This is a genomic window from Streptomyces sp. CMB-StM0423 (assembly GCF_002847285.1).
Lineage (GTDB): Bacteria > Actinomycetota > Actinomycetes > Streptomycetales > Streptomycetaceae > Streptomyces.
This window is the reverse complement of the sequence record NZ_CP025407.1, coordinates 1563699-1577553: the sequence shown is the minus strand read 5'-3', so window position 1 is coordinate 1577553 and position 13855 is coordinate 1563699. Positions and strand designations below refer to the sequence as shown.

At 73.5% G+C, this 13855-nt stretch carries 9 protein-coding genes; 6 read left to right on the top strand and 3 right to left on the bottom strand.

The annotated features are described in order from the left end of the window. Nucleotides 1-133: 133 nt before the first annotated feature. Nucleotides 134-2335, top strand: a complete 2202-nt coding sequence (locus CXR04_RS06620; RefSeq protein ID WP_101420946.1) for an MMPL family transporter — start codon at nucleotides 134-136, stop codon at nucleotides 2333-2335. Nucleotides 2336-2628: 293 nt separating this feature from the next. After that, a complete protein-coding gene (locus tag CXR04_RS06615) occupies nucleotides 2629-4719 on the top strand; it encodes a LuxR C-terminal-related transcriptional regulator (RefSeq protein ID WP_101420945.1) in 2091 nt (696 codons plus the stop codon). On the opposite strand, the gene CXR04_RS06610 is transcribed toward CXR04_RS06615, so the two are convergent. Beyond that, the gene (locus CXR04_RS06610; RefSeq protein WP_101420944.1) at nucleotides 4668-7304 is read right to left on the bottom strand and encodes a helix-turn-helix transcriptional regulator; all 2637 of its coding nucleotides are present in this window, start codon (nucleotides 7302-7304) and stop codon (nucleotides 4668-4670) included. The two genes, CXR04_RS06615 and CXR04_RS06610, sit on opposite strands and share 52 nt — an antisense overlap. 242 nt (nucleotides 7305-7546) lie before the next feature. Between CXR04_RS06610 and CXR04_RS06605 the strand changes: the two genes are divergently transcribed. Then, a complete protein-coding gene (locus tag CXR04_RS06605) occupies nucleotides 7547-8437 on the top strand; it encodes an aromatic prenyltransferase (RefSeq protein WP_101420943.1) in 891 nt (296 codons plus the stop codon). An 18-nt stretch (nucleotides 8438-8455) separates the two neighbouring features. Here CXR04_RS06605 and CXR04_RS06600 read toward each other — a convergent pair whose 3' ends face one another. Then, entirely contained in the window at nucleotides 8456-9121 is a 666-nt protein-coding gene (locus CXR04_RS06600; RefSeq protein ID WP_101420942.1) for a response regulator, read from the bottom strand. Continuing rightward, entirely contained in the window at nucleotides 9118-10248 is a 1131-nt protein-coding gene (locus CXR04_RS06595) for a sensor histidine kinase (protein WP_101426230.1), read from the bottom strand. The genes CXR04_RS06600 and CXR04_RS06595 overlap by 4 nt, the downstream gene beginning before the upstream one ends. Before the next feature lie 292 nt (nucleotides 10249-10540). Here CXR04_RS06595 and CXR04_RS06590 point away from each other — a divergent pair, with 292 nt between their 5' ends. The 3 genes from CXR04_RS06590 to CXR04_RS06580 are packed head-to-tail and all read left to right on the top strand — an operon-like array spanning nucleotide 10541 to nucleotide 13850. Next, entirely contained in the window at nucleotides 10541-11812 is a 1272-nt protein-coding gene (locus tag CXR04_RS06590; protein WP_234380092.1) for an aspartate kinase, read from the top strand. Between the two features lie 16 nt (nucleotides 11813-11828). After that, the gene (locus CXR04_RS06585; protein WP_234380091.1) at nucleotides 11829-12692 is read left to right on the top strand and encodes a 2-amino-3,7-dideoxy-D-threo-hept-6-ulosonate synthase; all 864 of its coding nucleotides are present in this window, start codon (nucleotides 11829-11831) and stop codon (nucleotides 12690-12692) included. 54 nt (nucleotides 12693-12746) lie between these two features. Continuing rightward, nucleotides 12747-13850: a 3-dehydroquinate synthase II gene (locus CXR04_RS06580; RefSeq protein ID WP_101420940.1), complete on the top strand. Its 1104-nt coding sequence runs from the start codon at nucleotides 12747-12749 to the stop codon at nucleotides 13848-13850. Nucleotides 13851-13855: the final 5 nt, after the last annotated feature.

Sequence of the window (13855 nt, the reverse complement as noted above, 5' to 3'; positions counted from 1 at the left end):
GTCCGCGGCCGGGACGACTGCTCCCTTCGATTGACATGTACTGCAAGAGGAGTACCGCGGCTGCGGTAGTGCGGCCCGCGGAGTGCCTGCGTCTGTACGTCGACTCCGGTGATCCCCGTCCCGAGGATGAGGGGTGCACCGCACCAGACCCGAGGAGACGATGATGCCCACCGAGACCGCCCGCCCGGACGGCGCCCTGGCGAGGCTGGCCCGGTTCTGTCACCGGCGCCGCCGCCTGGTCCTGCTGACCTGGATCGTCGGCGTGATCGCCGTGGCAGCCGCCGGCTTCGGCCTCGCGGCCGACCCCGACAACGACTTCTCCGGCGGGGACTCGGGGTCGGCCAGGGCGCAGGCCCTGATGGAGAAGCACTTCCCCGAGGAGCAGGGCGACACCCTGACCCTCGCGATCAAGGCGGGCGCGGGCGTCGACGACCCGGCCGTGCGGCAGAAGGTGGAGAAGGTCGTCGCCGACCTCGCCGACTCGCCGGTCACCGGGCCCGTGACGTCGCCGTACGACGACGACCAACTGGTCACCGAGGACCGCCGCATCGCCCGTACGACCATCCCGCTCACCGACAAGGAGGCGACGAAGGACGACGTCAAGCCGCTGGTGACGACCGTCAAGGACGCCTCCGGCGAGGGCGTGACGCTGGGGCTCGGCGGCGACAAGGCGGAGAAGGCCGAGACGCCCAAGCAGGGCCCCGCCGAGAGCGTCGGCGTGCTGGCCGCCGCGGTCATCCTCTTCATCTCCTTCGGCTCGCTGGTGGCGATGGGGCTGCCGATCGTCACCGCGCTGATGGCGATCCTCGGCGGCATCGCCCTCATGAAGATCGTCGGGCACATCGTCCCCTCGCCGGACTTCACCGTCCTGGTCTCCGCGCTCATCGGGCTCGGCGTGGGCATCGACTACGCGCTGTTCATCGTGACCCGCTACAAGGAGAAGCTGCAGAACGGCGAGAGCCCCGAGGACGCCACCGTCGGCGCCATCACCACCGCGGGCCGCGCCGTGCTCTTCGCCGGCACCACCGTGGTGATCGCGCTGCTCGGCCTGGTCACCATGGGGCAGCGGCTGATGACCGGCGTGGCCGTCGCGGCGTCCCTGACGGTGCTGGTGACGATGGTCGCCGCGGTGACCCTGCTGCCGGCGTTCCTCGGCTTCACCGGGCACCGGATCAACTCCCTGCGGCTGCCCCGCCGTACGGCCCGGGGCGCCGGCTCCGACGCGGACACCGAGCGCCGCACCCCCGCGGAGCGCTGGGCCGGGGTGGTGCAGCGCCGGCCGCTGGCCGCCGCGGTGCTGGCCGTCGCCGGGCTGCTCGTGCTCGCCGCGCCGGCGCTGTCGATGCGGCTCAGCCTGCCGGACGCCAGCGTCCAGCCGCGCGACCGGAGCAGCTACACCTCGTACGAGATCGTCTCCGAGGGCTTCGGCCCCGGCTACGGCGCACCGCTGATCTTCGCCGCGGAGGTCGACGCCGCGGGCGGCGACCTGACCCCCGCCGTCGCGGCGGTCGACGGCACGCCGGGCATCGCGCAGGTGACGCAGCCGCGGGTGAGCGAGGACGGCGAGGCCGCCACCTTCATGGCCTTCCCGGAGACCGGCTACCAGGACGAGAAGACCGCGGACCTGGTGCACGAACTCCGCGACGACGTGCTGCCCAAGGCGCCCGGCGGCGAGGCCGTCCAGGTCGGCGGGCCGAACGCCGGGGCGATCGACTTCGCGGAGGAGACGAGTTCGCGGCTGCCGTTCATGATCGCGGTCGTGATCGTGCTGTCGCTGGTGCTGCTGGTCGCGCTGGTGCGGTCGGTGACGATCGCCCTCCAGGCCGCCGTGATGAACCTGCTGTCGATCGGCGCCGCGTACGGCGTGCTGGTCGCGGTGGTGCAGTGGGGGTGGCTGGGCTCCGCCCTCGGGTTCCCGACGGACATGCCCATCACCACCTGGGTGCCGATGATGATGTTCCCGGTGCTCTTCGGCCTGTCGATGGACTACGAGGTCTTCCTGATCTCGCGGGTCCGCGAGGAGTACGAGCGCACCGGCGACACCAGGACGGCCGTCACCCGCGGGCTGGCGCGGACCGCCAAGGTCATCACCGCCGCCGCGGCCATCATGATCGCCGTCTTCACCACCTCACTCCTCGGCCACGACGTGTCCGTCAAGCAGATCGGCCTGGGCATGGCCGTCGCCGTGTTCATCGACGCCACCATCGTGCGGATGATCCTCGTGCCCGCGGTGATGGAGCTGTGCGGCAAGACCAACTGGTGGATGCCCGGCCGCAAGGCACCCGAGACGACCTCGCCACCGCCGGCCGAGGTCGGGGAAGAGGCCAGGGTCTGACCTTTTCCCGGTACGTCGGGCGGGGAATCCCACAACCGGGGTTCCCCGCTTCGTCATGGCGTATTTCCGGTAATTCTGTACGCCATTTTGCCGTTAAATTGGCGCGCGGTCAAAGGCAAGTAAAGGGTGCGCCATATTATGGAAAAGAAAGCAACTCCCTTGATTTTGCCGCCAAGTCGGCACCAAGCGCAGACCAAGCCAACAGGTTGAAAATCAAGTGGAACACGAGTCGAGAGGAGGGCACTGTAACGGCTGAGCAAGTCCCGGGATATACCTGGATAGTCGGGGGCAATATGACTACGTGGTCGAAGAAGGTGACGAAGAAGCCGGAGACGATACCCGGTGACGCCGGAGCGCACGGGCGTCCGCAGCCGGGGCCGGTGCACGCCGAGGCGAACGAACAGTTTCTGAGCGAGCTGCTCGGCGCCGATCTGGACGACGAGTTGCGCGGTCTGGCGGCAGCGGCGGGTGAGAACGGCAGGTTACTGGCCGAGCTGGCGTACGGGCTGGTGGACGAGGGTCTGGTGACCCTGGACGAAGGAACGGTCCGGCTCCTGGAGTCGCGGACCCCGCGCTGTGTGCCGGCCTTCGTGAAGCTGGCGCTCGGCGAGCTGAGCCCCGGTTGCCAGGAGTTGCTGAAGATCGCCGCGCTGCAGGGCCGGTCCTTCCTCCTGGAGGATGTCTCCCGGATGCTGAACCGTCCGCTCGCCACCCTGCTCGCACCGCTGGACGAGGCGATGTCCGCGGGCTTCGTGGCGGCTACGGAGCGTCAATTCGTATTCCGTAGCGACTTCTTGAGGCGCGGCGCAGTCGCCGCCATTCCCGCCCCCGCACGCGGTGCGTTGCAGCGCGAGGCGATGCACCATTCCGGCAGGAGTGCGGAGGAAACAGACCGAAGAACCTGGGTGCCCGAGTACCCGGCTCAGCGGTTCGCCGTGGTAGCGGAGGGCGACGGCGGCCCCTATTCACGGGCACACGGGCTGATCATGAAAGGAAAGGTGGCCGTCGGCACGGATCTCGCACAACGCACCCTGACCGTCCCCGGAATTCCCGCCGCGGACCGCCTCGACGCCGAGGCGTCGGCCCTCCTGGGCGGCCTGCTGCTGGGCCGCGAGGAGGAGGCCGGGACCCGCGCCCGGGAGATCCTCGGGGAGCGGACGGACGAGCCGGACGACGTCGCCGCGCTGATGGCGCTGACGGCGCTGTCCCATCTGAGCTGGCGGGCCGGCGACCTGGCCGAGGGCATCAGGCTGGGCCGGGCCGCGGTCCGGTACTGCGGTGCCGCCGACCCCCTGTGGCGGCTGCACATCCGCCTCGAACTGGCCGCCAAGCTCATCGACCTGCGCGAGTACGACGAGGCCGAGGCGCTGGTCGACGAGGCCGAGGCGGGCCTGTACGCGCTGCCCTCGGACGTCTGGCACGCGGCGCCGGCCGCGCTGCGGGCCCGGCTGTTCCTGGCCTCCGGGCGGTTCCGGGACGCCCGCAGGCACGCGGAGCTGGTCACCGCGGCGACGGACCGGAACGCCGTCCCCGCGCTCCTGCCCTTCGCGTACGCGGTCCTGGCCGCCGTGTCGCTCTACACCGGCGACCTGCCCACGGCGACCGACCACCTGGAGCGGGCCCGCGCGGATCCCGCGTACGACCGGGACGTACGGCGCTCGCCGCGGTACGCCTGGACGGACGTGCGGGTCGCCGTGAGAAGGGAGGGGCCCCGCGCGGGCGTCGCCCTGCTCTCCGGCGCGTACGACCGCCTTCCGGCGGAGCGCCGGCTGTACGTCGAGGACCCGGCCGCCGCCGCGTTCCTCGTCCGGCTCGCGCTCGACACCGACGACGACGGCCTCAGGCGCACGGTGCTCGACACCGTCAACGGCCTCGCCGGGGACAACCCCGGCATCTCCGTCGTCAGCCTCAGCGCGCTGCACGCCAACGCGGTCGCCGAGCGCGACGCCTCGGGGCTCGCGCACATCGTCGCGCAGTCCCCCGACCCCATCTCCATCGCCCTGGCCACCGAGGAACTCGCCAGGCTGCACGCCGGGCAGGCCCCGGCGCGCCGGCCGCGGGCCGTACCGGCCGCGCTCGACGCCACGGCGGTGGTCGCCGACGGCACCGCCGGGCACCAGCACGGCTCCTGCTGGGTCGTGCTGTCCGACATGGAACGGCGCATCGCCTACCTGGTCAGCGTCGGGATGACGAACCGGCAGATCGCCCGGCGCGTCCATCTCTCGGCGCACACGGTCAACTACCACCTGCGGAAGATCTACAAGAAGCTGGGCATCGGCACGCGTGTCGAACTCGCCCGCGAGGCCGCGACCTACTCGGGTGCCGCGGCGATCTACTCCCTCACCGACGACAGGCGCGGCTCCGGGCCCGCGGCGGCGAGCTGACGGGAGGCGGCCGGGCCCCCGGGCGCGGCCGCCTCGTGCGCCAGGAACTGCTTGGTCAGCTCGACCCGGCTGTTGATGTCGAGCTTGGCGAAGACCCGCCGCAGATGGCTGTCGACGGTGTGCGGCGAGAGGAACAGCTCGCCCGCCGCCTCCCTGTTGGTCCTGCCGTCGACGACGGCCCGCACCACGCGCAGCTCCGCGCCCGTCAGGCTCTCCCACCCCGACTTGGGCTTCTGCGTGCCCAGCGCGGCGCGCGCGTGCGGCACGCCGAGGCGGCGTAGCTTGCGCTGCACCCGGGCCGTGTCGCGCTGTGCGCCGCACTCCAGATACAGGTCCGCCGCCGCCGCGAGGAGCCGCGCGGCGCCGTCCCCGGCCCCGTTCCCGCGGGCCGCGTCCTCCAGCGCACCGGCGGCCGCCAGCGGCCGGCCGGCGAGCCGGTACAGCTCGGCGGCGCGCCGGAGGGCGTCCAGGTCGTCGTGCAGCACGCCGTCCGCGTGCGCGGCACCGGCGGCCAGGGAGGTCACCTCCGGGTTGGCCGCGGCCAGCCGCCGGGCGAACCCGGCCGCCTGCGCGGCCTCTTCGCCGAGCCCCGTCTGCCCGGCCAGCCGTACGAGCGTCGCCGCGGCCGTCGGCGCCTCCGCGAACAGCAGCGGCTCCGGCGCGGCGCCCTGCTCGGCGTCGAGCAGCGAGCGGACCGTCATCGCCGCCCGCCCGCTGGCCGCGTGGAACTGCGCCAGCGCCCAGTCCAGCCGCGGCTGCGCGGCCGCCGCGGCGGCGCCCGCGGGCCGCTCCGCCATCCGCAACTGCTGGCTGGCGGTGGCGAGATCGCCGCAGTGCATGCTGATGCGGGCCAGTACGAGCCGCGCGGGCAGCAGGTCCTCCGGCGGTGTCCGGTCGGCCAGGCCCAGTGCCGTCCCGGCCTCGGCGCGCGCCTCCTCCAGCCGCCCCGCGGCGGCCATCAGTTCGGCGCGATGGCCGTGCCACAGGCCGGCGGCCCACGGCCCGCCGCGCCGCCCGGCCTCCTGCCGTACGGCGTCACAGACGGCGGTCGCCTCCTCGAAGGCGTCGGCGGCGACGAGGGCGCGGACCAGCCAGGTCCACAGTGGGCGCGCGCACACCTCGCAGTGCGCCGCGACCGTCCCGTCCGGCCGCCCGGCGGCGGGACTCGGGAGTCGGGTCACCGGGCGCGCCGGGTCCGCGGTCGCGTCGGGCACGTCGGGCACGTCGACACCGGCGCGTACGGCGACCTCCGCGAGCCGCGCGGCCTCCGCGGTGCGGCCCGCGCCGGCCAGTAGCCGCAGGGCGCGCGCGAGGGTGCGCGGCGCCGCGTCCGAGCGCTCCGCCAGCGCCGCCACCGATGCGGCCACCAGGCCCGTACAGCCGCACCCGGGGCGCTGCGGCGCGGCGGGGGAGTCCTCCGGCGGTACGGGGTACGGCTGTTCGCGGTGCCCGTCCCGTACGGCCTCCGCCGTGCCGGCCGGCGCCGGGGCGGCCGCCGGGAGCGCCGCCGCGGCCGGCTCCGGCCGCCGGAAATCCGGGTGCCGCAGCGCCTCCGCGATCACCCCGTGCGCGAACGCCAGCTCCTCCCCGTGCCGTTGCAGCAGCCCGGTCCGTACGGCCTCGTCCACGCCCGCCACCGGAGCACCCGCCGCGTCCCCGTGCCCGCCCAGCGCCGCCGCGGCCTGCGCGGCGGTGAACTCCGCGCCGACGCCCGCGCCGGCCACCAGCAGCCGCCCCACCGCCGCCGGCAGCTCGTCGAGCAGCCCCCGGACGACGCCGAGCACGTCGTCGGGGAGCCGCTCGCCCAGCGCCGCCGCCGTGCCGTCCACGAACACCACCCGGCCCGCGGTGACCAGCGCGTCGAAGACGCTCGCCAGCAGCCACGGGTTGCCCCCGCAGCGGGCCGCCCAGTCGAGCACGGAGGAGTCCGGCTTGGCGCCCAGCAGCCCCGTGCACAGCTCCGCCACCGCCTCGTTGTCCAGCGCCCCGAGGTGCAGCCGGACCGCGGCTCCGTCGATCAGCCGGTCGACGGCGTGCTGCGCGAGCGACCGCGCCGCCACCGACCGCCGCGTCAGCAGCCACAGCACCGGCGACTCCGCGAGCGACTGCACCAGCCCGCGCAGCGCGAGCCCGCCCAGGTCGTCCACCAGGTGCACGTCGTCCAGCAGGACGACGACCGGATGCCGGCGCGCCGCGATCTCCACCAGCTCGCCGACCTGGTCCATCAGCCGGAACGGGTTGCCGTCGGGTCGTACCAGGTCGTCCACGTCCACGTCGGCGGACAGCACCCGCCGCAGGTAGTTCAGTAACAGGTGCACGGGCAGCGGCTGCCCTCCCCCACCGGCTACGCCCCTATGGGCGGGGGTACCCCCACCGGCGGGAGTGCCCCCATTCGCCCCGGCCCGCCCGGACACCACCGTCAGCCCGCGCTCCGCGCCCTCCCGCGCGGTCGCCTGGAGCAGCCGGCTCCGGCCGATGCCCAGCGGCCCTTCGACGACGACGCAGCCGCCGGCGCCCCGCGCCGCGGCGTCCAGATGGCCGCCCAGCACGGACAGCGTGCCCTCACGCCCTACGAGTGGTGCCATGATCGCTCCCGCGGTGCCGTGGAGAATCCTCGAACACGAGCCATGAGCCTTGCTTTTATGGTCATCGAGCGGCAATGGCGGGTCAATGAAATCCGCCCCGACAACTCGGGTAGCCCCCACTACCCGTACGGGTAGTGGGCCGGGCCGCGTGACGGGATTACTTTTTGGTTATCCCATTAAGGTGCATTCGCAGCACCCCCGATACGTACAGCAATACATTCCTCGCCGACCAAGGGGTTCGTATGTCCGCAACCGCCGAGATGGACGAGCTGTACTCGGTCATCGAGCACTCCGCCCGGACGCTCGGCGTACCGTGCGCGCCCGCGACGGTACGCCCGGTCCTCGCCGCGTACGCGGACGCCTTCGGGCACGACGCGACCGTCGTCGCCTTCCGCGTCGCGACCAGCCTGCGGCACGCCGGCGAACTCGACTGCCGCTTCACGACCCACCCCGGGCAGCGCGACCCGTACGCCGCCGCGCTCGCCGCCGGCCTCACCGCGCCCACGGACCACCCCGTGGGCGCCGTGCTCGCCCAACTGCACGGGCGCTGCCGGGTCGACAGCCACGGCGTCGACTTCGGCGTCGTCGGCGGCTTCAAGAAGGTCTACGCGTTCTTCACCCCCGACGATCTCCAGGACGTCGCGAAGTTCGCCGACCTGCCCGCCATGCCGCCCGCCCTGGCCGCGCACGCCGGCTTCCTCGCCCGCCACGGCCTCGCCGACCGCGTGGGCGTCGTCGGCGTCGACTACCGCCACCGCACCCTGAACGTGTACTTCAACGACGTGCCCCCGCGTCTCTTCGAGCCGGAGGCCATCACCGCGGTGCTCCGCGAGCTGGGCATGGCGACGCCGAGCGCGCACATGCTCAAGCTCGGCCGGGAGGCGTTCGGCCTGTACGTCACCCTCGGCTGGGACTCGCCGCGCGTCGAGCGGATCTGCTACGCCGTGACCACCCCGGACCTGGCCGCGCTGCCGGTCCGGGTGGACCCGGAGACCGAGCGGTTCGTGCGCGGCGTCCCGGCCGGCGACGGCGATCGCAAGTTCGTCTACGGCGTCGCCGTGGCGCCCGGGGGCGAGTACTACAAGCTGGAGTCGCACTACCGCTGGAAGGCCGGGACGATGGACTTCATCTGACCGCACCCGCGCGGCCCGTCACCGGCCGCGCGGGGTCACCAGGCCCGACTCGTAGGCGATGACGACCAGTTGGGCGCGGTCGCGCGCGTGCAGCTTGAACATCGCCCGGTTGATATGGGTCTTCGCGGTCAGCGGGCTGATCACCATGCGGTCGGCGATCTGGTCGTTGGAGAGACCCTGCGCGGCCAGAGCGACGGACTCCCGCTCCCGGTTGGTCAGCTCCTCCAGGCCGCGGACGGCGGAGGGGTCCAGCGGGGGCTGGGACACGTACTTGTTGATCAGCCTGCGGGTGATCGACGGCGCCAGCAGTGCGTCGCCGCGGGCGGCCACGCGGACGGCGTGCAGCAGGTCCTCGGGCAGGATGTCCTTGACCAGGAACCCGGCCGCGCCCGCCCGCAGCGCGTTGAACACGTTCTCGTCCAGGCCGTAGTTGGTCAGGATCACCACGTGGATGTGGGCGAGCGCCGGGTCCGCGGCGATCCGCCTGGTCGTCTCGATGCCGTCCATCACCGGCATCGACAGGTCCACCAGCGCGAGGTCCGGCAGGTGCTCCCGCGCCAGCGCCAGCCCTTCCTTGCCGTCGCCCGCCTCCGCCACCACCTCGATGTCGTCCTCGGCGTCGAGCAGCGCGCGGAACCCGCTGCGCAGCAGCGGCTGGTCGTCGAGCATCAGCACACGGATCACGGGATTCTCGCCACGGGTAGTTCGGCCTGGACGGTGAAGCCGCCCTCGGTGCGCGGCTCTGCGCGCAGGCTGCCGCCGAGGGCGGCGACGCGCTCGCGCATCCCCAGCAGGCCGACGCCGGGCTTGGGCGCGGTGCCCGGCCGGGCGGTCCCGTCGTCGTCGATGCGGATGGCGAGGGCGTCGGGGCGGTAGGAGATACGGATCGAGGCGGTGGAGGCCGCGGCGTGCCGGGCGGTGTTGGTCAGCGACTCCTGCACGATGCGGTAGGCGGTACGGCCCACCGCCTCGGGCACCTCGTGCCGCTGCCCCTCGATGGTGAGCGTCGTGTGCAGCCCTATCCCGTGGGTGCGCTCCACCAGCTCCGGCACCCGGTCGAGCCCGTGCGCCGGGGCCTGTTCCTCGTCGTCGCGCAGCGTCTCCAGCGTCGCGCGCAGCTCCCGGGTCGCCTCCCGGCCCGCCTCCTGGATGGCGAGCAGCGACTCGGGGACGTCCTCGCCGCGCTTGCGCGCCAGATGGACGGCGACCTCGGACTGCACCTTGATGATGGAGATCTGGTGGGTGAGCGAGTCGTGCAACTCCCGCGCTATGTGCAGCCGTTCCTCGCTCGCGCGCAGCCGGGCGGTCTCCTCCCGGGTGCGCTCGGCCTCGTCCGCCCGCTGCGTGGCCTGCCGCAGCGCCTCGCCCGCGGCGCCCGCGGCGACCAGCCAGGCGAGTTCGAGCACGCCGCGGGCCTGCGCGTAGGCGTCGCCCGCGCCGTCGCCCGGGTAGGCCATCACGGCGTACGGGAGGCTGAGCACCAGCCCGACGCTCACCCCGACCGTGACGATCCGGTGCCCGGAGCGCACGGCGGCGTAGACGGCGAACAGGTAGGCCACGGCGGGCACGTCGAAACCTGCCGCGTTGTAGCCCACCACGCACAGCGCGGTCACGGCGAGGATCGGCACGGGGGCGCGTGCGCTGCCGGCCAGCGCGAGGCCGCTGGTCACCAGCAGCCCGTAGCCGAGCAGGTCGAGTTTCGTGGCGGCATGGTCCCCGGAGAGCGCGGTGATCAGGAGCACGGCCGCCACACAGACCGCGATCACCAGGCTTCTCGCCCGGGCCCAGACCTTGGACAGCCGGGCGCTCATACCGAGCACCATAACCGCAGTTCCCGGCATCCGAGTACTGCTTGCGGAGGACAATCCGACTACCGCGGACACAGTAGTTTGACGGGCGGTACGGCGGCCGCGGCACCCGGCGAATTCCCGCGGGCCGCAATACGGTGCAGCGCGGTGCCGCCATCGCGTGTTCGCGGTAACGCCCGTTCGCCATGGCGTGACCCACTGAATTCGACGCCACTACCCGGGCGAGTAGTGGGCCGGGAAGAAAGCCGCGCTTACTGTCGTGCCATACCGGGTCGACGAAGGCGGTGAAACGGCGGTGGCTGTGCTCGTCCAGAAATACGGCGGTACCTCGTTGCAGACGCTCGACCGCGTCCGCCGCGCCGCCCTGCGCATCGAGGAGGCGTGGCGGCGCGGCCCGTCGGTGGCCGTGGTCGTCTCCGCCCGCGGCGGCCGTACCGACGAACTGCTGCGGCTGGCCGCCGACGTCGGCGCCCCGGCCGCCTCCCGCGAGCTGGACCAACTGCTGGCCGTGGGCGAGGCGGAGTCGGCGGCGCTGATGGCCCTGACACTCGGCGCCATGGGCGTTCCCGCGGTCTCGCTGACCGGCGCGCAGGCGGGGATCCGCACCACCGACCGGCACGGCGACGCGCTCGTCTCCGGCATCGGTGCCGAGCGGGTACGGGCCGCGCTGGCCGGCGGGCGGGTGGCCGTGGTCACCGGGTTCCAGGGCGTCGACGGCGCGGGCGACGTCGCGACCCTGGGGCGCGGCGGCTCCGACACCACCGCCGTGGCGCTCGCGGCGCGGCTGCGCGCGGCCACGTGCGAGATCTACACCGACGTGGACGGCGTGTTCACCGCCGACCCCCGCGTGCTGCCCGCCGCCCGCTGCCTGCCGTGGGTCGACCCCGGCGTGATGGCGGAGATGGCGTTCGCGGGCGCCCGGGTCCTGCACACCCGCTGCATCGAGCTGGCCGCCATGGAAGGGGTCGAAGTGCGCGTGAGGAACGTGTCGTCGCAGGCACCGGGGACGACGGTCGCCGAGCGGCAGGACGACCGCCCGCTGGAGACCCGGCGGGCGGTCGTCGCGGTCACCCACGACACCGACGTCGCGCGGGTGCTCGTGCACTGCCGGGACAGCCGCCGCGACCTCGCGCCCGACGTCTTCGACGTGCTGGCCGCCCGCGGGACCGTGGTGGACCTGGTGGCCAGGTCGGGCCCGTACGAGAACGAGTTCCGGATGGGCTTCACGATCCGCCGCAGCGAGGCCGGCCGGGTGCGCGAGGCGCTCCACGAGGTCGCCGCCTCCTTCGGCGGCGGGGTGCACTTCGACATGGACGTCGGCAAGGTCTCCGTGGTCGGCATGGGTCTGCTCAGCCGGCCGGAGTACGCGGCCCGGCTGATGGCGGCGCTGGCCGCCGCCGGGATCCCGACGAGCTGGATCTCCACCTCGCAGACGCGGCTGTCCGTGATCGTGCCGCGGGAGCGCACCGCCGACGCCGTGGAGACCCTGCACCGCGCGTTCGACCTCGGCGGGCCGCCGCCGGACGGCGCCGCACCCGCGGCCTCCGGCCGCTCCGCCACCGTTTGAGAGAGGCAGGACACAAGTGGCTCTACTCCACGCTTCTTTCGGCCGCGGGCTGCGCCTGCGACGCCTCTTCCGGCACGGCGACGGGCGGCTGCTCGTCGTCCCCCTCGACCACTCCGTCACCGACGGGCCGCTGCGCCCGGGCGAGCTGGACCCGCTGCTGGGCGAGCTGGCCGGCACCGGCGTCGACGCCGTCGTGCTGCACAAGGGCACGCTGCGCCACCTCGACCACGGCTGGTTCGGCGGCATGTCGCTGATCCTGCATCTGAACGCGAGCACCAGGCACGCCCCGGATCCGGACGCCAAGTACCTGGTCGCGCACGTCGAGGAGGCGCTGCGGGCGGGCGCGGACGCCGTCAGCGTGCACGTCAACCTCGGCTCCCGCCAGGAGGCCCGGCAGGTCGCCGACCTGGCCGCGGTGGCGGGGGAGTGCGACCGCTGGAACGTACCGCTGCTGGCCATGGTCTACGCCCGCGGGCCGGAGATCGGTGACGCGCACGCGCCGGACCTGGTGGCGCACGCCGCGCTGCTCGCCGCCGACCTCGGCGCCGACGTCGTCAAGACCGACTACGCGGGCACGCCAGAGGAGATGGCCGACGTCGTACGGGCCTGCCCGATCCCGGTGATCGTGGCCGGCGGCCCGCGCGCGGCCGACCCGGACGCCGTGCTGTCGTTCGTCTCCGACGCGCTGCGCGGCGGCGCGGCCGGGGTGGCGATGGGGCGCAACGTCTTCCAGGCCGAGAAGCCCGGCCGGATGGCCGCGTCGATCGCCCGGCTGGTGCACACGGCCGTGCCGCCTCCGGGGCGTACCGGCATCAGTGGGGGTACCCCCGCCAATGAGGGCGTGGCCGGCGGGGGAGACCGGCTCGCGCTCACCCCGTGACGCCCCGCCCGTTCCGCCCGATCCCCGCCGACCGACCGCTCTGAGGAGAGATCCGTGAAGCTGTGCTGGCTGGACATCCGTGCCGCCGACGGGGCCAAGGAGGCCATCGTCGAAGAAGCCATCCACCAGCGGGTCGACGCCATCGTGGCCGCCGACCCCGCCGACCTGGAGCCGCTGCCCCCGACGGTGAAGAAAGTGCTCTTCCCGCTCGGCAGGCCGCTGCCGGAGAAGCTGGAGCCCGCCGACCTCGTCATCGTCGATCCCGCCCGCCACGGCGACCCCGCCGCACTCGCCCACGCCCACGCCGGCGTGGAGTTCGGCCGCTACGTCGAGATCACCGACGCCGCCAGCCTGGACGACGCCTGCCGGGCCGCGCGCCACGACCGGTGGAGCCTGCTGGACTTCCGCGACCCCACGAAGATCCCGCTGGAGATCGTGCTCGCCGCCGCGGCCGGGGCCGAGGGCAGCATCGTCACCCGGGTCGCCGACGTGGAGGAGGCGGAGATCGTCTTCGGCGTCCTCGAACACGGCTCCGACGGCGTGATGCTCGCCCCGCGCGCGCCCGGCGAGGCCACCGAGCTGAAGGCCGCCGCGGTCACGCAGGCGGCGGACCTGTCGCTGGTGGAGCTGGAGATCACCGGCATCCGCCGGGTCGGCATGGGTGAGCGGGCGTGCGTGGACACCTGCACCAACTTCCGGCTGGACGAGGGCATCCTCGTCGGCTCGCACTCCACCGGCATGATTCTGTGCTGCAGCGAGACCCATCCGCTGCCGTACATGCCGACCCGCCCGTTCCGCGTCAACGCCGGCGCGCTGCACTCGTACACGCTCTCGGCCGAGGGCCGCACCAACTACCTCAGCGAGCTGTCCTCCGGCGGCAAGGTGCTCGCCGTGGACTCCGCGGGCAAGACCCGCGTGGTCACCGTGGGCCGGGTCAAGATCGAGACGCGGCCGCTGCTCGCCATCGACGCGGTCGCGCCGTCCGGGGTGACGGTCAACCTCATCGTGCAGGACGACTGGCACGTACGGGTCCTCGGGCCCGGCGGCGAGGTGCTCAATGTCACCGACCTGACCCCCGGCACGAAGGTGCTCGGGTACCTGCCCGTCGAGCAGCGGCACGTCGGCTACCCCATCGACGAGTTCTGCATCGAGAAGTGAGCGGG